The sequence below is a fragment of the Paenibacillus sp. CMM36 genome (assembly GCF_053570945.1).
The window spans coordinates 17113-43054 of record NZ_JBSEDY010000024.1 but is presented as its reverse complement, the minus strand read 5'-3'; the positions used below and the strand labels follow the sequence as shown (position 1 = coordinate 43054).

Annotated in this window: 25 protein-coding genes and 1 pseudogene; 8 read left to right on the top strand and 18 right to left on the bottom strand. The window is 44.7% G+C overall.

Translation table 11 applies throughout. The features are described from left to right. Positions 1-177: 177 nt before the first annotated feature. The 6 genes from ACWA2B_RS26300 to ACWA2B_RS26275 all read right to left on the bottom strand — a co-directional run bounded on the left by ACWA2B_RS26300 (position 178) and on the right by ACWA2B_RS26275 (position 5722). Entirely contained in the window at positions 178-300 is a 123-nt protein-coding gene (locus ACWA2B_RS26300; protein WP_023988155.1) for a cyclic lactone autoinducer peptide, read from the bottom strand. A gap of 5 nt (positions 301-305) precedes the next feature. Then, positions 306-821, bottom strand: coding sequence for an accessory gene regulator ArgB-like protein (locus ACWA2B_RS26295; protein WP_029514741.1), 516 nt, complete (start codon positions 819-821; stop codon positions 306-308). Continuing rightward, entirely contained in the window at positions 814-1446 is a 633-nt protein-coding gene (locus ACWA2B_RS26290) for a hypothetical protein (protein ID WP_069011386.1), read from the bottom strand. Before ACWA2B_RS26290 ends, ACWA2B_RS26295 begins: the two co-directional genes overlap by 8 nt. Before the next feature lie 171 nt (positions 1447-1617). After that, entirely contained in the window at positions 1618-2736 is a 1119-nt protein-coding gene (locus ACWA2B_RS26285; RefSeq protein ID WP_069011385.1) for an acyltransferase family protein, read from the bottom strand. 138 nt (positions 2737-2874) lie between these two features. After that, the gene (locus ACWA2B_RS26280; RefSeq protein ID WP_029514744.1) at positions 2875-4692 is read right to left on the bottom strand and encodes an APC family permease; all 1818 of its coding nucleotides are present in this window, start codon (positions 4690-4692) and stop codon (positions 2875-2877) included. Between the two features lie 193 nt (positions 4693-4885). Then, entirely contained in the window at positions 4886-5722 is an 837-nt protein-coding gene (locus tag ACWA2B_RS26275) for an AraC family transcriptional regulator (protein WP_029514745.1), read from the bottom strand. Between the two features lie 138 nt (positions 5723-5860). Here ACWA2B_RS26275 and ACWA2B_RS26270 point away from each other — a divergent pair, with 138 nt between their 5' ends. The 3 genes from ACWA2B_RS26270 to ACWA2B_RS26260 all read left to right on the top strand — a co-directional run bounded on the left by ACWA2B_RS26270 (position 5861) and on the right by ACWA2B_RS26260 (position 10031). After that, entirely contained in the window at positions 5861-7888 is a 2028-nt protein-coding gene (locus tag ACWA2B_RS26270) for a beta-galactosidase (RefSeq protein ID WP_029514746.1), read from the top strand. A gap of 69 nt (positions 7889-7957) precedes the next feature. After that, the gene (locus ACWA2B_RS26265) at positions 7958-9184 is read left to right on the top strand and encodes an MFS transporter (RefSeq protein ID WP_029514747.1); all 1227 of its coding nucleotides are present in this window, start codon (positions 7958-7960) and stop codon (positions 9182-9184) included. Between the two features lie 211 nt (positions 9185-9395). Beyond that, a complete protein-coding gene (locus ACWA2B_RS26260; protein ID WP_029514748.1) occupies positions 9396-10031 on the top strand; it encodes a hypothetical protein in 636 nt (211 codons plus the stop codon). A 74-nt stretch (positions 10032-10105) separates the two neighbouring features. Here ACWA2B_RS26260 and ACWA2B_RS26255 read toward each other — a convergent pair whose 3' ends face one another. The 5 genes from ACWA2B_RS26255 to ACWA2B_RS26235 all read right to left on the bottom strand — a co-directional run bounded on the left by ACWA2B_RS26255 (position 10106) and on the right by ACWA2B_RS26235 (position 14216). Further along, on the bottom strand, positions 10106-10936 hold the full coding sequence (locus ACWA2B_RS26255) for a DegV family protein (protein WP_029514749.1): 831 nt from the start codon (positions 10934-10936) through the stop codon (positions 10106-10108). A 21-nt stretch (positions 10937-10957) separates the two neighbouring features. Then, positions 10958-11395 carry a MarR family winged helix-turn-helix transcriptional regulator gene (locus ACWA2B_RS26250; protein WP_029514750.1) on the bottom strand — a complete coding sequence of 146 codons (438 nt, stop codon included), beginning with the start codon at positions 11393-11395 and terminating at the stop codon, positions 10958-10960. A 410-nt stretch (positions 11396-11805) separates the two neighbouring features. Continuing rightward, positions 11806-12387: an NAD(P)H-dependent oxidoreductase gene (locus ACWA2B_RS26245; protein WP_013309835.1), complete on the bottom strand. Its 582-nt coding sequence runs from the start codon at positions 12385-12387 to the stop codon at positions 11806-11808. Positions 12388-12459: 72 nt separating this feature from the next. After that, on the bottom strand, positions 12460-12882 hold the full coding sequence (locus ACWA2B_RS26240; protein ID WP_039274799.1) for a MarR family winged helix-turn-helix transcriptional regulator: 423 nt from the start codon (positions 12880-12882) through the stop codon (positions 12460-12462). 212 nt (positions 12883-13094) lie between these two features. Further along, positions 13095-14216, bottom strand: coding sequence for an NADH:flavin oxidoreductase (locus ACWA2B_RS26235; protein ID WP_449292805.1), 1122 nt, complete (start codon positions 14214-14216; stop codon positions 13095-13097). Positions 14217-14461: 245 nt separating this feature from the next. Here ACWA2B_RS26235 and ACWA2B_RS26230 point away from each other — a divergent pair, with 245 nt between their 5' ends. Further along, on the top strand, positions 14462-15058 hold the full coding sequence (locus ACWA2B_RS26230) for a TetR/AcrR family transcriptional regulator C-terminal domain-containing protein (RefSeq protein WP_029514753.1): 597 nt from the start codon (positions 14462-14464) through the stop codon (positions 15056-15058). A gap of 95 nt (positions 15059-15153) precedes the next feature. Here ACWA2B_RS26230 and ACWA2B_RS26225 read toward each other — a convergent pair whose 3' ends face one another. After that, positions 15154-16305 carry an iron-containing alcohol dehydrogenase gene (locus ACWA2B_RS26225; protein ID WP_069011380.1) on the bottom strand — a complete coding sequence of 384 codons (1152 nt, stop codon included), beginning with the start codon at positions 16303-16305 and terminating at the stop codon, positions 15154-15156. Between the two features lie 253 nt (positions 16306-16558). Between ACWA2B_RS26225 and ACWA2B_RS26220 the strand changes: the two genes are divergently transcribed. The 4 genes from ACWA2B_RS26220 (at position 16559) to ACWA2B_RS26205 (ending at position 19818) form a co-directional block, all read left to right on the top strand. Continuing rightward, positions 16559-17593 (top strand): C40 family peptidase, encoded by a 1035-nt coding sequence (locus tag ACWA2B_RS26220; RefSeq protein ID WP_449292804.1) that lies wholly within the window; start codon positions 16559-16561, stop codon positions 17591-17593. Between the two features lie 270 nt (positions 17594-17863). Continuing rightward, entirely contained in the window at positions 17864-18394 is a 531-nt protein-coding gene (locus ACWA2B_RS26215; protein WP_029514756.1) for a GNAT family N-acetyltransferase, read from the top strand. A gap of 202 nt (positions 18395-18596) precedes the next feature. Continuing rightward, positions 18597-18968, top strand: coding sequence for an iron chaperone (locus tag ACWA2B_RS26210; RefSeq protein ID WP_029514757.1), 372 nt, complete (start codon positions 18597-18599; stop codon positions 18966-18968). Between the two features lie 172 nt (positions 18969-19140). After that, positions 19141-19818 carry a tetratricopeptide repeat protein gene (locus ACWA2B_RS26205; protein ID WP_449292803.1) on the top strand — a complete coding sequence of 226 codons (678 nt, stop codon included), beginning with the start codon at positions 19141-19143 and terminating at the stop codon, positions 19816-19818. 102 nt (positions 19819-19920) lie between these two features. Here the strand turns inward: ACWA2B_RS26205 and ACWA2B_RS26200 are convergent, their stop codons facing one another. From ACWA2B_RS26200 to ACWA2B_RS26175, 6 genes and pseudogenes are all read right to left on the bottom strand, one after another. Further along, the gene (locus tag ACWA2B_RS26200; protein ID WP_039274815.1) at positions 19921-20565 is read right to left on the bottom strand and encodes a GDSL-type esterase/lipase family protein; all 645 of its coding nucleotides are present in this window, start codon (positions 20563-20565) and stop codon (positions 19921-19923) included. Positions 20566-20636: 71 nt separating this feature from the next. After that, positions 20637-21059: a GNAT family N-acetyltransferase gene (locus ACWA2B_RS26195; RefSeq protein WP_039274816.1), complete on the bottom strand. Its 423-nt coding sequence runs from the start codon at positions 21057-21059 to the stop codon at positions 20637-20639. A 43-nt stretch (positions 21060-21102) separates the two neighbouring features. Beyond that, entirely contained in the window at positions 21103-21657 is a 555-nt protein-coding gene (locus ACWA2B_RS26190) for a nucleotidyltransferase family protein (RefSeq protein WP_340955164.1), read from the bottom strand. A 19-nt stretch (positions 21658-21676) separates the two neighbouring features. Then, positions 21677-22929, bottom strand: a pseudogene (locus tag ACWA2B_RS26185) (MDR family MFS transporter). A 58-nt stretch (positions 22930-22987) separates the two neighbouring features. Continuing rightward, positions 22988-24703 carry an ATP-binding protein gene (locus ACWA2B_RS26180; protein WP_449292802.1) on the bottom strand — a complete coding sequence of 572 codons (1716 nt, stop codon included), beginning with the start codon at positions 24701-24703 and terminating at the stop codon, positions 22988-22990. Between the two features lie 49 nt (positions 24704-24752). Continuing rightward, positions 24753-25817, bottom strand: coding sequence for a cobalamin B12-binding domain-containing protein (locus ACWA2B_RS26175; RefSeq protein WP_069011378.1), 1065 nt, complete (start codon positions 25815-25817; stop codon positions 24753-24755). Positions 25818-25942: the final 125 nt, after the last annotated feature.

The following is a 25942-nucleotide window of genomic DNA, read 5'->3' as shown; positions in this document are numbered from 1 at the left end:
AGATGGCGATCCACCTAGATCGCCTGGAGAAACAGGGGTAACCCCCCCTGCTTCTCCAGAGACCAGAGCATTATGATGTGAAAAAGAAACCCACGTCTCAAAATGACGGGGTTTCTCGACAATCTGAAGCTGCTTAATAGCAGCTCTATGTATCATTTTTCTATCTCGGCATTTTGTTTATTTCAGTAGTTCCTCGGGTGTATCCCCTTGATAAACATACACGTAACTCGCCACTGATACAGCAAATGTAGCAAACATAGACAACGATGTGGCTAACCCATATACCATTTTTCTCATCATTCCACTCACCTCCTTCCCCGGATCAATGTTAGGCTTTGGACCAAAAAAGCAACAGCCACTACAGAGGAACCGATTACAAAATTAGTACATACAAGCAAGGAGGATAACAGCCGCAAGAAGGGATAAAACCGTACTGGAATGCGCGACTGCTTTTCAATTCTGGACGGGGCAAAACATAAAACGAAAATGAGAGCTATTCCGGTAAACAGGTTTGTCCACCCACTATTTAAGGCAATGCAGGATATGTAAGTAAAAGCTGCTGAGGTCACCAACACACATGTCATGCCCGTTTTCAAATGAATGCCTCCTGACATTTGGCGCAGTAGGGCGAAAGCGACGAGAATCGTAACAGCCTCTACCATACGCCCCGTGAAGAATGAGGCGAATAGTGTCAACACAATGATCAGGGACGCATTCAGAATGAGAGCAAGTGCGTATTTAAGTACCGCGACAGAGGCCGGATGATCAGGCACAGTACGTTTGATCTGGTTAGCAAGTTTGAAAGCCATCGCTTCAATCATCCCGGTATTCCTTTCCGATTGCATAATAGATGAAAAATCCCGAAACCAGTGCAAAAAATATCATACTTAACCATACCTCGTTATAGTAGAGCACAATAGAAGTTGAAATGAGAGACAGGATAATCAGCGTGATGACAATGCCATATTCCTCTTTGAACTTAAGCTTCTTGAAATTAGGGGAAAAGCCGATCCCTTTTCGAGACAACATCAATGAAATAAGCAGTCCTACTGCTGCGCTTACCACTTGTAGCAGATAGCCCTTCAAGGACCCATCCTGCAGCTCAGAAACCGGAAGATTGCCGAACATGACTTTTAAGAGTACCGACTGAACAACGGCATATGCAAAATAACCTGTAACCGTCATAATACCGGACCACACAATCGGAATCTTCACGACCGTAGCGAGTAAAAAAATAAAAAGCAGCATATTTACGACAGGCACCAAATACGAAAGGGAAAACTCTTCTCTAAGCATATAACTTTGCATATTCATAATCAGGTTAACAAAAATGGCCTGCCATAGATAAGGGGTCATTTTAACTTTAAAAATACTCAAAATAAGCGCAAAAACAGCGACTCCCTCAAGTGTGGAGAAAAGCAAAAAGCCGATTGGCTTCAAAAGCATGCGTGCATCTCCTTTACAATTCCAACAAACCTCATCGGTGTATTCAAAAACTTGGATGTACATCGAATATAAAGGGCTGGGAGCTACTTTTCAAGAGGTCTTTTCAATTATTTCATAAATTTATTCAAGCACTTCAACCAAATGTTATCGGATGCCACTTCAAGTTGTAGCTTAGGCAACACTTTCTTTGACCGAATCTCCCTGCTTGCGCACAGGCTTCATACGTGATATAAGCTTTTTCCCCCAACGGATACCGGGCTGTTCAATCCACGAGTAGGTAAACCAAGATAGTCCGATGGTGACTAGCAACGTCATGATAAACATAAGTGTGAGGCTGACTAGGGGAGCAAAAGGTATTTTAACCTGTACGATTAGTCCCAGAGCCAGCATATGCGTTAAATACATGCTGTAGCTAAGGCGGCCGATCCATGACCATACCCGATTAAGCAGCCATATCGGCTGCCAGTGATACAAAGCATACGCTCCCAGCAGCAACCCGACACCTATGAGAACATCGGTCATGCCTTCTAAAAATGAAAATAGCACAGAAACAAGCAGCAAACCTCCACTGACTCGGTCTATACTTTTCCAATGCCGCTCGTCTTTCCAAATGAAAAACAACAATATACCTAGCCCAAAGACAGGCAATTGATTCGGAAACCATAAATACAGATAGTGCCCCCATAAAGAGTGATCACTAATCCATGGATATTGAACACTTACCGTATTTAGCCCCAAGCTTACCACAAGCGCCATCACGACAAACCACGTCGCATGGCGGACGGATCGGATCAGCTTAAATAATAGAGGGATAAACAGATAAAACATACATTCCACCGCAATGGACCATTCCACACCGATAATGCTGTTGATCCAGTACGGATTCAGACCATTCAAAAACAGGACATGAGCTGCGATATTGGCGGCAGTGACTCCCTCCTGATCCCCAAGCCAAAATCGTGGACCTGTCCCGTTCACAACTAAATAGATTCCTAACATCACGTAATACAAAGGAGCAATCCGAAAAAAACGACGCATCAGGTAAGCTGAAATTCTTTCACTCTTGTTACCCGAACGTCTGCTTAAGGACAAAAATAGCGTAAAAGCGCTGGCCATATAAAATAAAGCGACACCTTTGGCTCCTATACTCAAGCCTTTTTGCAACCAACCGTTTAATCCGTCCACATGCTGGCTGACATGCACAAGTAAAACTCCAATAATAGCCAGCGCCCTTAGCGTATCTACAAATTGCAGCTTGTCATCTTCCATTTTCCCCTTAGCTTCGGGCATCGTATCCCTCCATAACAGCCTCAAATGATACATTTTGTATCTATAATACACAAAATGTATCACTAAAGTAAATATCCTCGTTATGCAAAAAAACACCTTCCGACCGCAAAGAAATGCGGCCAAAAGATGTTCATTTTGTCATTTGTTTAAATGAAAAGGTACGGTCGTTACGATCACGTCTTTATAATTAATTAAATAAGCTCTCATCAGTAAGCTGGTCTGATTGTGTAGAATATTTTCCCACCAGTGCTTGGTGATGAATTGTGGAATGAGAACAGTGATATGGTCCTCGTCTGCTTTTTTCCACTCTACTGTATCGATGAACTTGCGAAGCGGATTAATAATGCTGCGATAACGGGATTTCAGTACGACCAAACGTATACCGACATCCCACTCTTCCCATTTCTGTTCCATTTTGCGAATTGCATCATCATCCACACCCACATATACGGCTACCACATTGTCCGACAAGGTTTTGGCATAGCTGATCGTATTCATGACGACTCGCGTAATGCCTGCCACCGGAATAATAATCGTATTGCCTTTCACCATAGGTTTATCCTTGGTAATATCAATGCGCAGTTGTTCAGCCGTATTTTTGTAATGCCTGTTGATCTTCATAAAGAAATACAGAACCAAAGGCAGGAAGATAAAGACTACCCACACCTGGCTAAACTTGGTGAAGATAAAGATGAGCGTAATCGACAGCGTGGTCAGCATCCCAACCGTATTAATAGCAAGTTTGACGATCCAGCCTGGCGGTTTGAGCTTGATCCAGCGAATCATCATACCAAGCTGTGAAAGGGTAAACGGGATAAATACCCCTACCGCATAAAGCGGGATCAGATTTTCTGTGTTGCCGCCAAATACGATGACCAGCAATGCCGAGAAGATACTCAGAAACAAAATACCATTAGAGTATCCGAGCCGATCTCCACGAACCATGAACATGTGCGGCATGTATTTGTCCTTCGCGAGCATAAAAGCAAGCAATGGAAAGGCCGAATAGGCTGTATTCGCCGCCAAAAACAAGATGAGCGCCGTCACGCCCTGAATGATGTAATACATCACACCGCGCCCGAAAGTGGCGTTCGCAATTTGCGAAATGACCGTTTCATGCGGATTAGGACGAACACCGTACCAATAAGCCAGCAAACTGATTCCGATAAACATACACCCGAGAATCAAACCCATCATCATTAGTGTAGTTGCTGCATTTTTGGCAGCTGGCTTGCGGAAGTTCGGAATGGCATTCGAGACAGCTTCTACCCCAGTTAACGCCGAGCAACCCGAGCTGAACGCCTTCAGTAACAGGAACAGGCTGACGTTGGATACCGTAGCTCCAAATTGCGGTGCTGCAGCATGAGCTCCCCCTGCCACGTAATGAATGATACCGCTAATAATCAAAACAAATATGGCAACAACAAATAAGTAAATCGGTACAGCCAGCACTGAGGCAGATTCTGTTACTCCGCGCAAGTTCATAATCGTCAAAAAGATGATCATAATTAGAGCAATGGCGATCCGATGATCATGTAACGATGGGAACGCCGATGTAATGGCATCTGTACCTGCTGATGAGCTAACTGCTACCGTCAGAATATAATCGACCAGCAAAGAACCGCCTGCAATCAGACTCGGACTCTTTCCCAAATTGTCCTGTGCAACAATGTACGCTCCTCCGCCACCAGGATAGGAAAAAATGGTCTGTCTATAAGACAGGATCAGAATGATCAGCAAACCCAATACCGCAATGGATATAGGAATGGAATACCATAGGGCAGCAAAGCCGGCTGTAATTAAAACCAGCAGAATTTGCTCCGTTCCATAAGCTACAGAGGATAAGGCATCTGAGGACAGAATGGCCAGTGCCTTGAGCTTATTCAGCTTCTCATCTTCAAGGGCCGTCGACTTTCGCGGACGACCGATTAATAATCTTTTGACTTTGCTCAGCATTTCGTTGACTCCTTCTTTGGATGAGGGTTTTGCAAAAGAATTATGGATCTTATGTTTATTATGTCACCTGCACATCAGATTGATGAAACAAATGAACTATTATTTTATACTCCCTCTTCCTGAAAAAAACAATAAGGAATGCTCCCTAAAAAGAGCATTCCCGAGTAAGAAAGAGCATTTCGATAAAATACCTTTATGTATACAGTAATTTGAACCTTTCCGGGGTAATTCCTTCAGCTCGGCGAAAAGTTGCCACAAAATGACTGGTATCTCGGAAGCCCACTCGCTCCGAAATCTCCTTTACTGTTAATTGCGGATATTCCGCCATCATTTCCTTGGCCTTCCGCAGCCGAATCACAATCAGATAAGCATACGAAGTCACACCAAACGCTTGCTTAAATAATGTATTTAAATGACGGGAGCTGACATTCATCATAACTGCCATATCGCCTAGACCCACATCTGGACTGGCATAATTTTGCTCCATAAAGGCCAGTACAGGGGTTAATCGTTCCACATTATGGGATAGGGAAGGCATCGAGCTATGTTGTCCATGTTTACGCAGCAGAGTCAGAAAACGATACATATTGGCCGAAGCATCTAATCCAGACAAATCACGTTCACTAACCATGGAATGAAGCATCGTTTCCCCAAAACTGTGCAGCTCGCTATCCGGGTCCCAATGATACCCACGCGTATGCTTCAACCCCAGTGCAGTCAGTACAGCAGCGGCGATGGGGCCGTCAAATGTAATGTATAACGTTCGCCATACCTTGGTCGCCCGTCTGTATGCATGGGATTCCCCAGGTAGCAGCAGAACTCCAGACTGCTCCCCCAGACGAAAGGTCCCCCCTTTAAATGTAAACATCCCTTCACCAGACACCGTCTGAATCCAGTGAAAGCACGGATAGCCCTCTGGACGGGACACATCTTCCTGCCTGCTGTTAAATCCGATACTTTCAATAAAAAGGGGTAAAGAGTGCTCACGCGTAGTCAGGAAAAATCGCAAATGATGGGGAGTTAAAATCATAAAAAGCACCTCCGGCGTATGCGGGTATGTATTTCTCATGTAGATCCATATTGTTATATACACGTTCATTTTATTATATTTAAAAGCAGTTATTTGTATTATAAGATAGAATTATTATTATATACAGAGGTGATTGGCATGATAAGCAGTAAACTACCTAAAGTATTTTACGGTGGAGATTATAATCCTGAACAATGGGATGAGGCCACGCATCAGGAAGATTTACGGATGTTCAGGCAGGCAGGGATTGATATCGCCACGGTCAACGTATTCTCATGGGCCAAAATTCAATCCGACGAAATCACATATCATTTTGAATGGCTGGATCAATTGATTGACAGTCTTTATGAAAGCGATATCTTCGTTTGTCTAGCTACTAGCACGGCAGCGCATCCTGCTTGGATGGCTACTCGCTACCCCGACGTTCTCCGGGTGGACGCTGACGGACGGAAGCGGAAGTTCGGTGGTCGCCACAATTCTTGTCCGAACAGTCCTACGTATCGAAAATTTGCGGAGCAGATGGCTGGCCAACTTGCAGAACGATACAAAAACCATCCCGCGATCCTCGTGTGGCACGTGTCCAATGAGTACGGTGGGGATTGCTATTGTGATAACTGTGCGGCCGCATTCCGGGTGTGGCTCAAGCAAAAATACGGATCACTGGAAGAGCTAAACCGGGTGTGGAATACTTCCTTCTGGGGTCATACCTTCTATGATTGGGATGAAATCGTGCCACCAAATAATTTGAGCGAGCATTGGGGAGAAAATCACTCCTCCTTTCAGGGCATATCCCTCGATTATGCACGTTTTAATTCAGACAGTATGCTGGATTGCTATCTGCTGGAATACAACGCGATTAAAAAACATATTCCCCATGCCGTGATAACGACCAATCTGATGGGATTTTTCAAACAACTGGACTATTTTAAATGGGCTAAGCACATGGATATTGTATCTTGGGATAGTTATCCTGCGGCTAATACCCCGCCAAGCTATACCGCGATGGCACACGATCTGATGCGCGGCTTGAAGGATGGGCAACCCTTTATGCTGATGGAGCAAACACCGAGCCAGCAGAACTGGCAGGCGTATAATTCGCTTAAACGGCCCGGCGTTATGCGGTTATGGAGTTATCAGGCAGTCGCGCATGGCGCGGACACGGTCATGTTCTTCCAGCTTCGCCGCTCAATCGGCGCATGTGAGAAATTCCACGGGGCTGTTATTGAGCATGCCGGGCATGAGAACACACGTGTATTTCGCGAGGTGGCACAGCTTGGCAGTGAGCTTGGCGCATTAGGCAACACGCTACTTGACGCGACCGTCAATGCCAAAGTAGCCATTTTGTTTGATTGGGATAATTGGTGGGCATTGGAAAAATCAAGCGGTCCTTCTGTCGCCTTGAAATATGTGGATCAGGTGCATAAGTATTATGCGACCCTCTTCCGGCGCAACGTACAGATAGACCTGATTTCCGTTGATGCAAATTTCCAGAAATATGATCTCATTATCGCGCCTGTACTCTACATGGTCAAGCCAGGTACCGCCGAGAAGCTGGAACAATTCACAGAGCATGGAGGCACCTTCGTAACGACCTTTTTCAGTGGCATTGTAAATGAAAACGATTTGGTCACAACCGGAGGATATCCTGGTAAACTGCGTAACTTGCTCGGGATCTGGGTGGAGGAAATTGACGCGCTTCTGCCGGAATCATACAATCGCATTGTATTAAAAGAAAAGGTGGGCGTATTACAAGGTGAATATCAATGTGGTCTGCTCTGCGACCTGTTGCATAGCGAAGGTGCCGAGGTGCTGGCGGAATACGGCGATGATTTCTATCAGGGCATGCCAGTGCTGACACGCAATCGTTTCGGTCAAGGCGAGGCATGGTACGTTGCTTCAGATCCTGAAGAGACTTTCCTTGATGGCCTGCTGGGCTACATTTGTGAGCAAAAAGGGATTCCATCCCTGCTGCGCGCTCCTGCGGGTGTAGAAACCACTGTACGGACCAAAGATGGAAAATCATATCTGTTCATTCTGAATCATAACGCCCAGACGCAGCAATATCATCTGGATGATCAGAAAGGGAATGAGCTAATCAGCGGTAAATACCTGGAAGGAGATATTTCTATTGAAGGCTACGGCTTTCAAGTACTGGAGCTATCATAATCACTCAGATTTGACACATACAGTTCACTTTGCTGCATGAGTATAATCTAGGTATCAAAGGAGTTCATCATGAAACGACTGCTATGGATCGGCAGCTTGTCTTATTTTTTAATCGGCCTGGCACACGTGGTTGTAGGCTCCCTACTGCCTGTGTTGTTAGAGCATTACGGTAGAAACTATACGGATGGCGGTAGTCTAATCTTCGCTCAATTTTCCGGTTTTCTGGTTGGAGTCCTGCTGTCACCGTGGCTTGCCCGAAGTTTCGGCAAACGCCGAAGTCTGGTATTCGCCCTGCTTTTGCTGTGCGCGGCTGAAGTGCTATACTCATTGCTGCCGCCTTGGGATTGGCTATATGTCGTCGGTGCAGCAGCGGGGTTTGGCTTCGGCATGGTAGAAACACTCATTGGCACGATTATTATCAGCGGTATTACTCAAGGAACGGGCGCGGCGATGAGCCGTCTGGAAGTCTTTTTTGGGATTGGCGCTTTGGCTATGCCCGCTATCGCCAGCCAACTTATCGCTCTCGGTTGGTGGCGATTGGCCTTTCCCATCATTTCCATGTTTGCAGCCGTGACCATTATAGCTTGGTTGCGCGGGTCCTTCGGCCCGCTGGACGCTGTATTGGACCCACAGGAACACCGAGATAACAGCCTTAAGCGTTCGACTAATTCACTGAAGTCACCCACGGAGAAGGCTTCTGAAGGTAACCCTATTGGCAATCGGAAGCTACTTACACTATTTATCATCTTTTTCTTTATCTATGTAGGAACAGAGATGAGCCTAGCTAATTTCCTGCCCTCCATGTTCATCGAACGGCTGGGCCTCACTCAAGCCGAGGCAGCACTCAGTGTTACCTGCTTCTGGCTAGCAATGGCTACCGGACGGTTGTTCGCAGGAAGTATTGCTGATCGGTACGGCTATGGTGTCTTTGTAGCCCTAAGCTCGCTGGCGGCGACCGTGCTGCTATGCGTGTTCCCACTGATCAAGGGAACTACCGTTGCCTTTGTCCTTATCACACTGCTGGGGCTGGGCATGTCGGGCATTTTTTCCATCGCACTTGTTTTTGCCAGCAAAATGATGCCAGGCACCGAAGAATCTACCACCAGCCTGCTTATAGGCGCAGGTGGAGTTGGGGGAGCTCTGCTGCCTTTATGGCTCGGAAATAGCATGGATCGTGGTGGAGCAGTCTCATCGGCGTGGTTGCTGGCAGGCTTCACATGTATCCTGTGCCTGCTTGGGGGCATCTTGTACGCCCTATATGTGCGCAAAAAGCGGCTTCAAACCGCCTCATCATGATATGCACCTCTACTGGTGCCTTTGTCTGTTCCTTGGTTGTCATCCAAGTGCACATTCAAAGGTGCTTTTTTTACATACTAGACGAATGTACCTTGTACAGTAGCCTGTTTTTAGTCAAAATAGATCGTTTCCTATGAATCACAGGACAGATATCCATGCCTCCTCTAGATGAATGGAGTAGTATACAACAAACCATATGGAGGTGTTTGTATTGGGTCATCCTGAATTAAAACGAAAAAAAGGCCGTAAAAAAAATGTTTTTGTCCGTGCCTGGTTTGATAAGTTAGAAAAAAAGTTTGAGGAGAAGCCCCCAAAGAGAAAGAGCCGCTCAAAACGGAAAGGGTTTGGGAAAGATATTATCGTCAAAAAGCAACTTGTAAGTGTGAATATTAATCATGGTGCTTTAGGGCCTGAAGGGGATTCTGGAACCATAGGTGATTTAGCGCAGTTTGGTTATATTTACAATGTGAAGCCCCAAGTTGTTCCGATTGAAGGGGATGTCATTTGGGATACGAACGGTATACTTACTCCTGGAATTGCTCATGTTCCAGGAACTACACAGATTGCTGTATCCGATACTGGAAAATATGAAGTTCACTTTTCGGTGTCCGGTGTGGAACCTAACCAATTCGCCATCTTTATTAATGGAGCACTGGCTGTGGGAACTGTATACGGCTCAGGAGCCGGGACACAACAGAACACAGGGCAAGCCATCCTTGCTCTGGCATGCGGTGACGTCCTTACTCTGCGAAACCATAGCTCTACTACTGCTGTTACCCTGCAAACACAAGCCGGAGGAACTCAAGCCAGCATAAACGCTTCTGTCCTCATTAGAAAATTGGGATAGGCTTGAACTCCCGCAAAGCCTCAGTGTACTAAAAAAGGGTTTATCCATACAGCGAGGATAAACCCTGAATATTTTTAAAAGGCCATAATGATCCCTTTGTCATTGGCATACATTGAACTAATCCCTCTGGTGGACACAATATGAATATCTTTAAATTGATAGCGTTTCCTCAGCGCATTCATTAATTTTTCCGCCAGCCCAGGATTATTGCAGTGAGTAATGACAATGCTTTCTCCTTCGGTAGCCCGGCCACTTTTTTCAATAGTATCTGCGAGCTTTTCGATAATTTGATTCTGACCGCGTGCTTGAGTAAAAAATGCGATATTACCGTCACCATCCGAGCCTAAAATAGGCCTGATATGCAAGAGTGAAAGTATCTTTCCAGTGATTTTATTCATCCGCCCGTTCTTAACCAAATTATCTAGATTTTCTAAAACAAAGTAGGTTTTCATCTTGCTGATAAAGCTCTCCAAGGATGAAATAATTTCGCTTTTATGATATCCCTCGTCAATCAACTTGCGCAGTTTTAGAGCTAACAAGAGCTGTCCAGCCGAAGCGCTTTTCGAATCAAATACATGAACATCCGCCCCCTCTTCTTCCGCCATATCTTTTCCTACCAATGCACTGGAATACGAACTGGACAGGTTGCTGGATAATGTAATGGCAAAAGAAGTATGCGCACCTTGAAAGGCTTCCTTATATAGCATAGGTGACGGTGATGCGGATCCAATTTTGGTTGTACAGGCTCTCATTTCTTCCATAAACTGAGGTAAGTCCAATGTGTCATCATCTACGAAGCATTTATCTCCCAGCGTCATATTTAACGGGATCGTAGTAATCTGCATCTCTTCTCTAAGCTCTCTCGTTAAATCACAGCAGCTATCTGCTATTATTTTATATCTCACCCGGTACACCCTCACATTATGTTATTTTTCAATAGAACGCGCGTTCATAATACTCAAAGAAAGCTCAATTAACCGTATAAATTCCTTCACATTCTTCTCACCCAAACCTACTACAAGCGCTTCAAAATAACCTTCAATTCTCTCTTGCTTCTGTCTGATCAAGGATTCACCATTTACTGTGAGCCTTACACACATTCGTCGTCTGTCATGCTCAGACATTTCCATAGTCACATAGCCTTTTTTCCTTAATCCCGTAAGCGCTGCCGTAATTCTTGATCTGGATACATGCAGATCATCGCTGAGCAAGGAAGGATTAATTTCATCATCCCGGTGCTGAACTAAATATTGAAGCACATGGTTTTCCCCCTGAACAAGCTCCGTCAGGCTACTGAATAATTCCATGTCATAAATCCGGTTAACGGATTCTCTCAATTCGTCCCTTAGTTCATAATCTTTCATAGTGAACCTCCGCAACACACGTAATACATACAGTTAACTATTAATACTATGTACTATAATGAATTGCCCACGATAATAACAATGAAATATTTGTGAATTTTTATACTTTATCCCCCCCTTGAATGTCCAATAACAGGAGGTTTTATACCTTGGACTGTGAGACACCCAGAGGAGAGGGACTGACCCCATAACGTGAGACAACAAGGAGGGTTTTATTTTATGAGGTTCTGGAAACGTGTTATATCATAGAATTTCAAGGAAAAGGGGGATTTGAGCAGCTCCAAATGAGATTGTTGTTTGGACTATATTAGAGAAGTATTAACATTTACAAGAAAAGGCCAACCACTAAATACGGGTTGACCTCATTATTTAAAGAATGTCTTACGTTTCTAAGAGAAAATGAACTGACTTTACAGCACCGTTTTAACCGTATCTTGGACTTGCTTTAGCAGCCCTTTATAGCCATCTTCATCAAGGTAGCCAATACTTCCAAGCAGTAAGTGACCGACGGATTCAATTCCAACGAAATCAAAAATCCCCGTATCGGATGTGAGCTTCAATCCTGCGGTCATACCGATTTCATCGTAGATCGCGTTGGGAGTACCATGTGTATTCACGATAAAACCTTTTTTACCTGTAAGAAGCTTATTAATCCCTTCCGCACCAGCCGTATATGCAAAGCCGTATGCAAATACACGATCAACGTAACCTTTCAGGATAGCCGGAAGACCTGTCCACCAAATGGGAGAAATAAAAGTAATCGTATCCGATTGTGAGATGTATTCCTGCTCCACTTTGATATCAGCCGGAGTTTGCCCTGCTCTCATAGCGGCAGTATCCTCAGGTTTTAATACAGGTTGAAAATTAAGGGCATAAAGATCGCGTACAACGACTTCATCACCTTTTTCTTTCAAGGTATTTACAACCGTTTCGAGTATCGCGTGATTGAAGCTTTCTGCGTTTGAGTGAGCATAGATAATAAGATGTTTCATTTTAATAACCTCCAGATGTTTTATTGTTATTTTGATATTAATATAGATATCTATACATTTACTTAAAAAAATTTATAATCTGTTTTTGACATGCTCCAGCAAATATTCCAGTTGTTCTTTTTCTTCATCTTTGAGACCACCATAGATGGTTTCTTGTAATCTATTGGAGATCATCTCAAATACAGGCTCTATCTCTCTTCCCTTATCGGTCAGAAATATCAGGGTAACTCGGCTATCCTCCCTTTCTTTTTTTCTTTCGACATATCCCAATTTCACTAGCTTGTCGATCAAAACAGTGACCGTGGGTTGCTGACGAGAAATTTTTTGCGTCAATTCCTTAATGGAAAGCCCGTCGTTTTGATAAAGGAACATTAGGATTCCGCCATGAGTAGGAACAATCCCTTCAATTCCATTCGATTCGAGCTCAGACACAATCAATTTATTGATCGAGTCTCTAATGGTTCCTATCAGTGCAGCTGCATTATTTTTTAACATACAAGCATTATTACATAGACATCTATATATATCAAGTGTTGGTGTCAGTCTGAACTAAAAGCAAATATGACTTAATCTATAATGGTTCATGGTGGACTACTATCGCAGACGCATAAAAAAGCCAAAATACCCAAGTTCCTTACCTGACTTTGAGTATTTTGGCTTACAGTGTTTATTTATGAAATAAAGAGGTATTCGAAGTATAATATGTTTTAGTTGAGCGTTTGAAGTACCTCAGGTGTAAAGGTTTGAAGATCATGAATTCGGCCTTCACGTATTTTCGTAGCCCATGCAGGATCGCCCAGAAGCGCACGCCCAACAGCTACCAGATCAAATTCATTGTTGTCGAGCCGTTCCAGAAGTTCATTAATATCTTGGTGTCCTGCCCCTTTCCCTTCGATATAACTTACAAAATCCTCATCCAGACCTACAGAGCCAACCGTAATCGTAGTTTTTCCAGTCAGCTTCTTCACCCATCCGGCAAAGCTCAAATCGGAGCCTTCAAATTCAGGTACCCAAAAGCGACGTGTCGAGCAATGGAAAATGTCCACGCCCGCTTGTACCAACACATTCAGGAATTGCCCCAGTTTATCCGGTGTATCGAACGGTTTTGCGTTGTAATCATTCATTTTCCATTGGGATAGGCGCATGGCAATAGGGTAGTCAGGGCCAACCTCAGCACGAATAGCTTCCACAAGCTCAATGGCGAATTGAGCACGTTTTATGATATCGCCACCATAGCGATCCGTACGTTGGTTCGTCCTCTCCCAAAAGAATTGATCAACCAGATAGCCGTGCGCTCCGTGAATTTCAACGCCGTCAAAGCCCAGTCGTTTCGCATTCGCAGCTGCATCGACATAGGCCCTAATGACCTTGACGATTTCTTCTTCTGTCATCGGCTCGGTCACTTTATTGCCTTCCAGATCCAGCCCCGATGGACCAATCGACAGCGCTTCCGGGTTCGGCTGAGATCCCAAAGGACGAGCCATCCCCATATGCCAAAGCTGTGGGAAAATTTTACTACCAGCTTCATGAACCTGTCTGACCACTTCAGCCCAACCGTTTAAAGCCGCTTCCCCATAAAAATTAGGTATCCTCGGCTCACTTGTTCCAGCCGGATGGTCAATCACTGCGCCTTCAGTAATAATAAGACCTACATCATTCTCTGCGCGACGGCGATAATAAGCGGCTACATCCGGTCCTGGCACACCATTTGGTGAAAAAGCGCGGCCCATTGACGGCATTACAATACGAGTCTGTAGGGTTAGATTATGAATGGTATAAGGTTGAAATAAAGCTTCTGTTGAATGAACATTTTGCGGTTGATTACTCAAGGATTGTACCTCCTCATTTTCTTTTATTCTTTTAAAGAATTATATATAAGGCTCGTGCATCATCAAACGGGGTGCAAGTGAAATGTTAGCAATGTTTAATTTATCATTCAACCGACAAAATGTTCATTCTGTTGCTTAACCAAAAGGGTTATGAAATTGTTGTATATCTAAATTCACTTGTTGACAAAACAACACATGTTTATAATGGGGGAATCATTTGATTTCCTGAAAGGAGTGTCTTTAGGATGCCTGGTGTAACTTCACCCAACCCAAACGATCCTCGCGTCATTCGAACACGTAGATTAATTCTCGACGCATTCGTTGACCAATTAAATAAGAAAGACTTCTACACGATTACGATCAATGACATTACCCAAAAAGCCACCATTAACCGCGCCACGTTCTATGCACATTTTCAAGATAAATATGCACTGCTTGAAACCCTTTTGTCAGATGCATTTTTGGAGTATGTTATCAAGAGGATTGATGCTGAGGCACGTTTGTCGGAGGAGATCATTCAGAAACTTATTCTTTCGTTATGTGACTATCACGACTCAAGTAACCAATGCGTTCATAAATATAATTCAGTGGCACCGATCCTGGAAGAACATATTAAGAATCAATTACAGCAATTCATACTTCAACTCATAACAAGAGAAGCCAATAATACAGACCAAAGAACGTTAGAACTTGCCGCGACCATTTTAAGCTGGTCCATTTATGGTGTAACCTTTCGCTGGAATGTGGAAGGAAAAAAAGAGTCTCCTACAGATTTAGCCGAGAGAGCTGTGCCTTTAATCTTCAATGGGGTTGTCTTATCTCTAGTCTCACAAATCTCTTAGTAGAAAATGCGAATAAAAAGGGCCGTTCCCAGTATACTTCGATCAGTTCCTGGGACAGCCCTTATAGTATTTAGTAAAATAATTGCCTCTTTTATTTAAAGAATTTTCTTAAACATCTCGATAACTTGTTCTTTGCTAGGTATAAACGGATTGCCCGGAGCGCAAGCATCCTTCATTGAGTTCTCGGCAAGCAGATCCAAATCCACTTCATTTACACCTAGTTCAGAAAGTTTGGAAGGAATCCCTACTTCCTTCGACAGGTCTTTGATTCTTTGGATTACATAGTCTGCGCATTCCTTATCCGTTTTCCCCTTATCTTCAAAACCGATGGCTTTAGCGATGGCACGAAACTTCTCCGGTACATGCTTGGCATTCTCCTCCTCCACGATTGGCAGCAGCATGGCATTACAAACACCATGAGGCAAATCGTAAACGCCGCCAAGCTGATGCGCCATCGCATGAACGTAACCCAATCCGGCATTATTAAATGCAAGTCCTCCCAAGAAAATAGCGTATACCATTTGCTCACGCGCTTCTATATCATGACCGTTTCTCACTGTACGAGCTAAATGTTTAAAAATAATTTCTACTGCTGCCAAGGCAGTTGCATCCGTTACAGGATAAGCACCTGGCGTAACCAAAGCTTCAATGGCATGGGTCAAAGCATCTAGCCCTGTAGCTGCCGTTAATGCGGCGGGTTTATCTACCATCAGTTCAGGATCATTTACTGAAATCGTAGCTACACTATTCTTATCAACCATAACCATCTTGACCTTGCGCTCTTCGTCCGTAATGACATAATTGATCGTGATTTCAGCAGATGTTCCTGCTGTGGTATTAATGGCGACAATAGGAAGCGATTTATGCTTGGATTTATGAACGCCCTCATACTCGGTTATATGTCCCCTATTGGTGGCAATAATGCCGATTCCCTTAGCCGTATCCTGTGGTGATCCTCCGCCAATCGAAATTAAAAAGTCACATTCATTTTCTTGCAGAAACTGAACACCATCATGTACATTTTTACAGGTCGGATTTGGTTTTACTTCATCGTATACCGCATAGTTCAATCCAATATCATCCAGCAAAGATGTAACCTTGCCTGCAATACCACTCTTCATCAAAAATTTATCCGTCACGACTAGAGCTTTGTTTAAATTCAGTTCTTTTATATACGGCCCAACTTCTTGCAAACAGCCTGTTCCCATAAGATTGATAGATGGTACAAAAAATACATGTGCGCTCATATAAAATCGGCCTCCTAAAGGATTCACTTCTTGTTGCCTCGCTAAATATAAGGGTATTTCTCAAAAGTGAAATATTTCACATGTATAATGTTATCTTTATTTTATTTTGGTGTCAACAATTAAACACAGATATTTATTGGTTTTATTTTTGTTTGTTTACGTTTTTCGAATCAGTCCAATATTTGGTACACAACTAATCGGAGGAAGCCTCGTACAACTTAGATGAACATATTCACAATGAGGTGATGACAGCATGACAATCAACAAGAAAGCATTGCTAGCTCTGCTAGCAGTATCACTGCTCCAAGCAAACCCGTCGTATGCGAAGTCGGTACCGCTGACTCCGGTGACGACCGTTTATGTAGATGACCGCCCACTTCAGCTTGCTGCCCAGCCGCTGCTGCTAGAAGGAACAGCGCTCGTCCCGATGCGCCAGTTGTTTGAGGCACAAGGAGCCGAGCTTTCCTGGAACGAATCCAGCAAAACCGTAACAGCTACCAAAAATGAAGCGGTGCTGACCTACCGTATGGGGGAACTTGCTGCCACCTTAAACGGCAAAACGCTGTCCCTGAATGTTCCTGGACAAATTGTTGAGGGCAACACAATGATTCCACTACGTTTTGTGAGCGAGGCACTTGGGAGCACAGTGAAGTGGGATGCCCTGACCCGAGCGATTCGGATTGTCTCCAGTAACGATTTTTTTACAACGGTTCTTTCGGGAGTCAACCTGCGCAGCAAACCGGATTCGTCGGGAGCTTCCCCTTCCCTGCGGCTTATTCCAGCCAACGAAAAGGTTCATGTCATCCGTGAGATCAATGCCCTCTGGTTGGAAGTGCGCACTAAAGACAACCTGACCGGATACATATCGGCTAAACCCAAATACAGCGATTATACCAGCTCATCCCTGGTGGAACGGCAGGGAGATGAACTCATCGCCTACGGAGAGAAATTCCTTGGTACTCCTTATGAATTCGGCGCAGCAAGCGGCCAGACATCGACCTTTGATTGTTCTTCTTTTGTGGGGGAAGTGTTCCGACATACGCTCTCCATCGACCTCCCCCGTGTCTCTTACGATCAGGCTAAAGAAGGCCAGAAGGTCGGGCTAAACGAGCTACGTAAAGGCGACCTGCTGTTCTTCAGCGCACGCGACCTGGAGATCGGCCATGTGGCGATCTATGCAGGGAACAACAAATTGTTGCATACATTCTCCAAAGAACGTGGCGTTCATTTTGACACGCTTGATGGTAAATGGCAGAATCGTTTCGTAACAGCCCGCAGGCTGTTTTAAGACAAACTGGATGGCTAATAATAGCGGGCTATTCCAGTACCACATTCAATATTTTCTGTTTGCATTTTTGCCGGACGCCTCCCTTGCGGTTTGCGTTCAGGTGGCAAAAGGTATTGATTCGTTCCCATTGTTCAACACGTAATTCGATCCTCTTCTCTAGCACTTTCTCTCAAAATCTTGGATCTTCCCCATCAGATCTGCTTAAATAGGATTAATAGAATGTGCAGAAAACACGAATATGTATGCTAATTATAGACAGGAGGAATCGTTATGCAATTTGAGACAAAACGGCTCATCATTCGTGATATTTGTACATCCGATTGGGGAAGTATACATACCTACACGTCATTGCCTGAAGTTACTAGGCACACAGCATGGGGACCCAATACAGAAGAAGATACAAAGGCATATATAGAACAAGTTCTAGCCTCACAGCAGGAAATGCCACGACAAGACTACGAACTAGCCATATGTCTGAAAAACACTGGAATCCTGATCGGCGGTGTTGGTATTCATGTCAAAGATACTAATGCAGAAATGGGCTATATTCTAAACCCAGATTATCAAGGAAAGGGTTATGCAACAGAAGCGGCACGAGCCCTGCTAGGCTTTGGATTTAGCACACTTGATGTCCATCGTATTTATGCAACATGTCGTCCAGAAAATAAGGCTTCTGAGAAGATTATGCAACAGATCGGAATGCAACGTGAAGGTATAATGCGAGAACACTGGTACTACAAAGGCGAATTTCACGATTCATATTTGTACTCTATTCTTTCTGAGGAATATAACAGGACATAAAAGGTATTGTTTACATCTTGGGAAGCATGTTGCTGCGATAAATTGATAGTAAACCATTTTGACTATCTAGTTTGAAAATATATATCGTTGGAAATAGGTGTTGTTAAGAACGTGTCTGAGCCATTCTATGAGGAGTTTTAACGACAAATAGGTTCGAGGAACTTCTCTGAACGATACAATTTTTAATTAAGGAGGGAACAACATGGAAGCTTTTGCAGAATATTTAGCGCATATTGATAACCCCCAACATCGGGCTCGAACGCAAGAAGTATTGGCTTGGGTAACCAAGAAATTTCCAAATTTAATGCCAAAAATTGCGTGGAATCAGCCTATGTTTACGGATCACAGCACATTTATTATTGGCTTTAGCGTAGCCAAACATCATTTGGCCGTTGCCCCTGAAAAGGCAGGGATTAATCATTTTTCTGAGTTAATTGTGCAGGCTGGCTATGATCACACCAAGCAGTTGGTACGTATCCAGTGGGATAGTCCAGTTGATTTCTCATTACTTGAGAAAATGATCGAGTTTAATATTTTGGATAAGGCAGACTGTTCAACCTTTTGGCGGGAATAAAAAAAGGTTCCTTTTCTCGTAAAACTATACACCGAGCATCACAAATAAGTGTTTTTCTTCTCACCCCCTCTACCATCCTTCGAAATCTCATCAGGCTAATGCCCCTTAAAGTGGCTTTATGCTATAATGTGGAAAGTATGGATTGTTACATGTACAGGAGGATTGGAGAAAAATGATCGGGAAATTTTTAATTTTCTCTCTACTATGGAGTTTGCTCGGCAACCCGTTTCTGGCGCTGCTCGTACTCTTAATCGTGATCTATATATTGGATCGCAGCTTTATCGGTGTATTGCCCAGCATCAGCAAACCATGGAAAAGAAGACGCAATGCCGTTCGATTGCGCCAACAGATTACGCTAAACACCAACGATGTGGCTGCCAAGTTCGATTTGGCTCGTATCTGGATCGAAAGCAAGAAATATCCGCAGGCTTTGGAGCTTTTATTGGTAATTGAATCCCGTTATGAAGACTCAGCAGACTATTGGAACGCACGGGGAACGGCTGAAGTACATACAAACCATCTGGAGGATGGAGAACAACATTTACTAAAAGCACTGGATATTAACCCGCGGGTACAGTACGGTGAGCCTTATTTGCATTTAGCCGCTGCTTTCAAGGAACGTGACGTCAATAAGTCGCTTTATTATCTGCAGCAATTTCAGGAGATTCAGTCTTCTTCCAGCGAGGGTTATTATCTGACAGGCTTGATGTACCGTATGCTAGGACGCAAGGATGAAGCCACTGTAGCCTTTAACCAGTCCATTGCCGTCTATCGTTCTCTACCCAAATACCGCAAACGAAGTGAGCGCAAGTGGGCTGCGCGTAGCTTATTTCGTAAATCAATCGGCTAAACAGCGCCTACTAACGCAAACAAAGAGGTTCATAATGGTCAGTTTCTACTGTCATCATGAACCTCTTTCTTTAATATACTTTGTCTGATCCAAAGCATCCTCTCACGCTCGCCTTAATGGCGCATAACCAAGCCGATTCAACTCTTCCGCAATCACGCGATAACCACGACTGTTCGGATGCACTCGGTCTAACGAAAGTAGTGCCCGTTCATAGCCCTCAAATGCGGGATAAATATTCGCCACCCGGTAATTCGGTCCGCCTAATGTATAGAGAAACGAGTTGTACTGACGCACATATACTCCCGCCTCCCTTACTTCTGGAAAAGGATTATATAATCCCACCATTCGAATAATAAATGGCTCACGCTGACCGGACTTTATCTGATACAGGGCATGTACAATTTGGCGTACATGTTCTTTTGTGTGATTCAACGCTTGTGGAATGGAAGAACCCGATAAGCCGGACCCTCCAGCAAGGGCGCTGATGTATGGGCGCAGATCATTCCCGCCGATCGTTACCGTTATAAGTTCAGCCCGGCTGATCGCCGACCGAAAAAGTGGATTGTTTCGGACCATGGACAGCAACTCCTGCGATGTCAGCCCGTTAATTCCCAGATTCTCGTAACTGACTGGCGTACGCAGATGTCTTTCTGCCATTCGCCGATAGATAGGTACAAATCCGCCGCTCAGCAACGTCCCTGCACCTGTTGTTAAAGAATCTCCAATCGCTGTGTAGTGGTACGCCAATGAAACCCACCTCCCTCTTTCTGCATAACATATCTTATGTAGAAAGAGGGACGCGGGACCCGGAGATTCGCTTATTCTTCGTCTATTTCATATACACAATGGAATTGCCCACCATCCGGCAAATCCTCTGATCCATACACGGCAAAGCCCACGTTGCGGAAAAAATCTGCCCCCTCCGCATCCGTGTCCACAGTAAGCCGTTTTGGATTACGCTCCTGAATGAGCGTAAGTAGCATACCTCTGGCATATCCTCTATGACGGTTTTCAGGCAACACGGCCAGATGGCGAATTACAGTTGTTCCATCCTCCTGGTCCTCAAAGCCGACAATACCTACAATAAGTCCTTCATCTTCTACACCGAACAGCTTCCAGTCATCCGAGGCTTGATAGGTACGTAAAACTGCTTCTCCGCGTTCAGGGTGATCCAGCACGGCGTAGGTTAACAGCTCCAGAACTTCCTCACGATCTGAATCTATTTTTATATTTTTAAACATTGTTTGTCGTCTCTCCTTAATATCCTAAAATTAGGATTTCACTCTAATTCTCCATAATAAGCAACGGCCAGTTATCAAGCCATTGCTTCTCAAATACACGCTGACGATAAGCCGTTGTGTGACGAAACAAAGGGCTTTGTCGTACCCGCATATCCAGCAGATCTTCCAATCCATGCGGACAAATGACCTCTATTTGATCCTTGTCATTCAATCTAACCGCCACCGCCGTTGCCGTCTCTGGCCAGCGGCTCATCGCATCCTCTACCGAGGAATAAGGAGCCTCCCCGTTGCGAAAATGCATCCGAGCCTGATTTTTGACAGACCAGTTACGTCCGGCCTGCTTACGGTTCAAGGACAACTCTAGATACTCATCTCGTTCCTCTAGCGTGTTTTTCGGGTCAAAATAGATAACATCTATATCGTTTAAAGGTGTAGCCGTTGTATAGCCATGGAGCTTATCCCAAACGCGGTTACGTACATAGCCTGCGGCAATACATCCTTGCGGCAACTTCAGCTCTCGCACATAGCGCAAGTCTTCCAGTACCTGCGGATCATTCATATATTGTATGACTCGTAGCACATCTTCTTCCGCCTTCATCCTGCACTCAACTCCCTTTTTATGATGACAGTTGCTGCACCGATTCTCCTCCTTGAGCCGCGATCCCTGCTGTACGCTGCACCAGGCGGCGGCGTGCGACCAGAAGGAACGGAATACCAATCACAACCGACAGGGCAACCGGAACAAAAACAACAAGCGGCGCCGTTTGACCATAGATATCCAGCAACCAGCCACCAAATAAAGGAGCCAGCACGCTTCCCAAATTATTAAAGCCGATTGTACCGAAGTAGGTCCCTTTATATTGAGCATCTGCAATTTGGTCAATCAATACGTCCAGCATCGTGAACAATAACACTTCACCAACCGTAAACAGCACCATATCCAGTATAAACATCCAGCCTGAGTTTAGCATACCGCACAGCAACAGGCTGACCGCAATACATATATTCCCTGCAATCAGAGAATTCACCGGGGAAAATCGGCTTGCCAGCCGCACCAGCGGATATTGAAATGCCAATACACAAACCGCGTTGACCGTCAGCATATATGTAAACCATCGAGTTCCTTCCGCGAAGGATAAGGACAAGAATTGAGGCATTGTGGAATTGGAATGCGCATAGCCCATCACACAAAATACCGTTCCCAGCAAAATCGGCATAAACACCGGATCACGGCTGGCTGTACGGAATGCCTCAGCCATTCGCAGTGGAGCCTCTCTCGCCGTTGTACCTATATGCAGATCCGATGCATAACGGGCAAATTGGATCAACAACAGTACTCCGTATAGTGCGTACACACCAGCAGCTACCATGAACGGCGTACCATTGGATGCAGATCCTAACATCAAACCAAGCAACGGCCCTGCCACTACCCCAACATTAATGGCCGCATATCTCATATTATAGATAAGCAGTCTTTTCTCCTTGGGGGTTACATCTGATAACAGCGCCCGCGAGGTTGGCTCGAACAAGGACCTGCACAGTCCATTTAGAGCATTAATGACAAAAAAGGCCCAGGCCGCTTCCGCCAACGCAAAAGCAACGAATACAAGCGCCCAGCTCGCAATGGACACCAACATCACCTTACGCCGTCCGATTCGATCTGAAATATATCCACCGTAAAAGCTGGCAAAAATGCCGACCAACGAGCTTACCGACACGATCACCCCCGTATGAAAGGGGGACACTCCTAAACGGGTGGTAAGGTAAATTGACAAAAACGGGATACTCATGATGTCGCCATCCGCCCGAAAATAGTACCGACAATAATCGTCCAGGCCAGCGGGTGAATGGAACGCAACTGTTCTTTCATATATGCCTTTACGTTCTCCTTCCGCGTGCAAGTCTAATAAAGGGGGGGGGGAAACGGTCTAGCACTGGTGAATATAGCGTTCCAGTTCTAAACACGTTGCTTGATAGACAGATTGGAGCGCAGACAACTTCGCTTTCGCATTCTCGAGTCGGTTCTCCCGTGCAAGCTGTTCAATATCGGACAGTAACGAGGACAAACGCCCGACACCCAGACTCACGCTGCCTGATTTCAACTCATGAGCAGCCTCTACTACTTTTGTGACTTCGCCCACAGCAGCCAGTTCTCTTAACCTATTGATTTTGGCAGGTGTATCACTTGTATACATTTCGACCAATGACTCCAGTAGTGCCGTGCTGCCATCCTCGTCCAGCAGCATAATTTCACGTATAACTTCCTTATCCAAAATCGGCTCGGTTTCCGGCTTTGGAAGCCATTTGACAAGCTTTTCAGAGAGCTTTTCAATCGTTACTGGCTTTATCAAGTAATCGTTCACTCCAACCTCCCGGCCCCGTGCCTGATCCTCCTCAGACACATTCCCGGTCAAAGAAATGATCGGTACAGGTGGTTGCTGGTTTTCTGCTTCCCGCTGGCGGATCGCTTTTGCCGCATCATGACCATTTAGCAGAGGCATGTAATGATCCATTAGAATACAAGCGTAGGATCGTTCGGAGGCCGCTTTTACAGCAGCTTGTCCATCCTCAGCAAAATCAATATGCTGGAATCCCAAATGGTTAAGCTGTAATTGCACCACCTGACGATTTACCCGATTATCCTCAGCCACCAAAATAGTTAGAGAATGACTATGCTCACGCAGCAACTCGCTAAATACCTTTAAATCACCATTTTCACGCTTCTCCATTTCGTCTGCCTGCCCCGATCCTTTCATGAAGGGAATTTCAAACCAGAACGTAGAGCCTTGGCCTTCTTCACTGATGACCCCAATTTCTCCCTGCATGAGTTCCACAAATGAACTGCATATCCATAGCCCCAGACCCGTTCCTCCATATTGGGAGGCACTGCCTTCACCGGCTTGTACATAAGGCTGAAACAGCTTATTCTGATCCTCCGGTGAAATCCCAATACCCGAATCCTGCACCTCAAACCGAACACGTTGGGAATCTTTTGTTTCTTCCACTAATTTTGTTCGAACGATGAGCAATCCTTCACTCGTAAATTTATTCGCATTGTTCAACAGATTGAGCAAGATCTGCATGATCCTTGCCGAATCTCCCTCCAGATGCTCTGCCACATCGGTATCGGTCTCTATACTCAACCGGTTACCCATCTGATAGATTTGCGGCTCCAACAACTGAGCAACATGGCTCATAATCGCCTGAACTCTGACGTTTCCGATCTCCAGCTCCATCTGTCCTGCTTCCACTTTGGATATATCAAGCAGATTATTAATCATGTTCAACAACAGGGAGGCTGACTCACGTATCACACCGATGGCCTGCCGTTGATCCGGGGAAAGTTTGGATGAACCTAACATTTCGATCATTCCAAGTATTCCGTTCATTGGCGTTCTGAATTCATGACTAACCACAGCCAGAAAAGTGCTCTTTAGGTCATTAGCCCGTACCGCTTCTTCCTTCGTCCGTGATAATTCCGCATTGCTTTTGGCAAGCTGACGCTGCAGATTAACCAGCTCGTTGTTCATCGCTGAAAATTCATTCAGCAGCTTTTCTTCCTCAGCCTTGCTTTTCACTATCTCATCCGTTAATTGTTCGACCGTTTTCCGCAGAACAGCCATTTCTGCTGTCGGTTCCTTCATATTAAAAGGCCCCCTTTACAAAATGACTTACAGGTTCACAAAACCAACCTTATTTCCTGAGCGAAAGTAAGTCACCCGCAACCTCCAGCGCTTCTTCCGCACCTGGTGCGTATCCGTCCGCCCCTACTTCTTGCCACAAGAGGGAATCGAGATTAAAAGGCAAGCCTCCGACCATAATTTTCACATGGCTAGTCGTTGGGTCTTGCCGAATGAGAGCAATCAACTCTTTCACTAGATGGACATGGTAAGCCATGGTAGCTGAGATAGCCACTACATCCGCCTTGTAACTCACAATGGCCTGAAGCAAACTCCGGTTAGGTACATTGGCGCCTAAATAATACGTATCCCAACCATCCATTTCAAATATATCAGCCAGCATACGCACTCCAATTTCATGCTGCTCGCTGCCTACACACGCCGCCACCAGGCAGCGTTCCTTACTTCCACTCCCCATCCATCTGGGATACAGGCTTGAAATAATAAATTGAGTCACGGCAGTGCAAAAATGCTCTTGACCGACGGTGATTTTGCCTTCATGCCATAGACGGCCTATTTCATATTGCGAAATTTGAAAAATATATTTATACGTATGTTGAATAGAGATACCCTCATCCAGCAAGCGAACGATCCAATCCAAAGCCTGTCTGCGATTACCTGAGAGTAAATATTCCAAATATTGAGCCACGTCAGCAGCATAGGGATTATCACCTGTAATAAAAGAGGCATACTCCTCTTTCTTCCCAATTTGCTGTATCCCCAAATCCAGGTGCTCCAGCACCATGACTTTATTCGTATGATCGAAGTGCTCTACCAACGTCTCCTGGATTAATCTGAAATTGATGCTCAAATCTTCTTGGGTTATCCCGAAACCCTCCAGAAGCTTTTTTAACCAAGAAACATACTGTGTAAATAAAATAGGGCTGTTCATGATTACACTTTCAGCCAAATAGTTCAAACTATATATGGAATCCTGTTTTGTCTTTATTTTACCGTTATCCCCAAAACGCTGCAAAAGATCGGGCTGTAATTCGTATTGCTTATGGGTAACTAATTCAGCCAAAGCTCCTGCTTGCATCAATAGCGATTCACCTGCGGTGTATTGCTGTATACTCATGTACAGCTCCTTCCCCGACAAGGTTTTGTATTCGAAACAGGTACTGGGAATTTGTTCCGGACGTGACTATTAGACAATTATACCTGATTTGCGTCTCTACATTAACCCTACTCCCCCATAATACG